Below are 1,194 nucleotides of genomic sequence, written 5' to 3' on the forward strand. Positions count from 1 at the left end.
GTTTAACATGCCACACTTGTTCAATTAGATTAGAGACTTCTTCTGTTAACCAGTTAGGCTTTTTTGAAAGCATGGTTTTTAGTTTTTCTAAGTCATCATCACTTAGTTTAGGAGGACGTCCAGAAGGTTTATCAGATTTGTGGAAGGGAGATACAATTCCTTCATAATCATGTTCGTTCCACATCCGAATCCAGACGTAAGCGGTCGATTTTGCAACTGCAAAAAAACGCACGCTTTATCTAAATCATAAGATAAATTTTTTAAGTTATTCAGAAAAGCAAGTCTATACTTAACTTAACTGAACTGTCTTCTTCACGTCTTAAGAAATTCAAAAGTTGGTCTTCGTTGCACAGTTTCACTGTCGTAAGCTCCTACATTTTCTCTTAAGTATATATGTTTTGCGGATAACTATAATATACATCATGTAATACCAAAGACTCTGGGTGGGAACAATACGCTGAAGAATACACGACTTTTACATGGAAATTGCCACCGTCAGCTTCATAGTAAGAATAAAATCGGTGCGTTACCGGCTCTTTAACTAGAGCTTATCAAGGCTTGAGCCGTGTGCGGTGAAAGTCGCAAGCACGGTTCTTAGGGGGATGAAATGGTAACAAATTGTCCCTACCCGACGAATGCGGGTATGGGAGAGCAGAGAAAGCAAATGTTCGGCAGTAATAGCTGATATAGAGGTTACATCCCTCGACCCGAAAGGGTGCCCACTTCTGCTTGGTCTTGAATCACGAGAAAACTTGAAGAATCTTTTCTAATAGGAGTGGCAAATGAGAGAGGTACTAGAAGTGAAAACAACGACTACCAATCGTGCAGCTCCTAACACTGGCTGGCATGAGATTGATTGGAAAGTGGCAGAGCAAAAAGTGAGAAGACTGCAAGCGCGTATCGTGAAGGCAACGCAGGAAGGTAATCAACGTAAGGTCAAATCCTTACAATGGTTATTAACCCACTCATTTTATGGTAAAGCAATTGCTGTGAAAAGAGTGACCGAGAATAAAGGGGCAAGGACATCGGGAGTCGATAAAGAATTGTGGAGTACTCCCAATAGTAAGTGTCAAGACCCGAGAGATTGTAGACCTGTTTTTTGAAGCGTTCGGGTTCTTTCTGCTGCCAGTTTTTCAACGCTTGCACCGGTGACACATGTCCGAGTGCTTTTTGGGGTATCTGATGGTTATACAT

At 41.4% G+C, this 1,194-nt stretch carries 3 protein-coding genes and 1 pseudogene; 2 read left to right on the forward strand and 2 right to left on the reverse strand.

Annotated features, from left to right (window positions below):
* The coding region (locus CKO12_RS14780) for a helix-turn-helix domain-containing protein (RefSeq protein ID WP_207146397.1) at positions 1-184 on the reverse strand (184 nt) is incomplete at its 3' end.
* Positions 185-415: 231 nt separating this feature from the next.
* Between CKO12_RS14780 and CKO12_RS15470 the strand changes: the two genes are divergently transcribed.
* Entirely contained in the window at positions 416-541 is a 126-nt protein-coding gene (locus CKO12_RS15470; protein ID WP_420826848.1) for an HNH endonuclease, read from the forward strand.
* 241 nt (positions 542-782) lie between these two features.
* Positions 783-1,103: a reverse transcriptase N-terminal domain-containing protein gene (locus CKO12_RS14310; RefSeq protein ID WP_200155390.1), complete on the forward strand. Its 321-nt coding sequence runs from the start codon at positions 783-785 to the stop codon at positions 1,101-1,103.
* Here CKO12_RS14310 and CKO12_RS15475 read toward each other — a convergent pair.
* A pseudogene (locus CKO12_RS15475) lies at positions 1,069-1,194 on the reverse strand (IS481 family transposase); the annotation flags it as partial. The gene CKO12_RS14310 and the pseudogene CKO12_RS15475 overlap by 35 nt on opposite strands.

It is taken from the genome of Chromatium okenii (genome assembly GCF_016583745.1).
GTDB classification, from domain to species: domain Bacteria; phylum Pseudomonadota; class Gammaproteobacteria; order Chromatiales; family Chromatiaceae; genus Chromatium; species Chromatium okenii.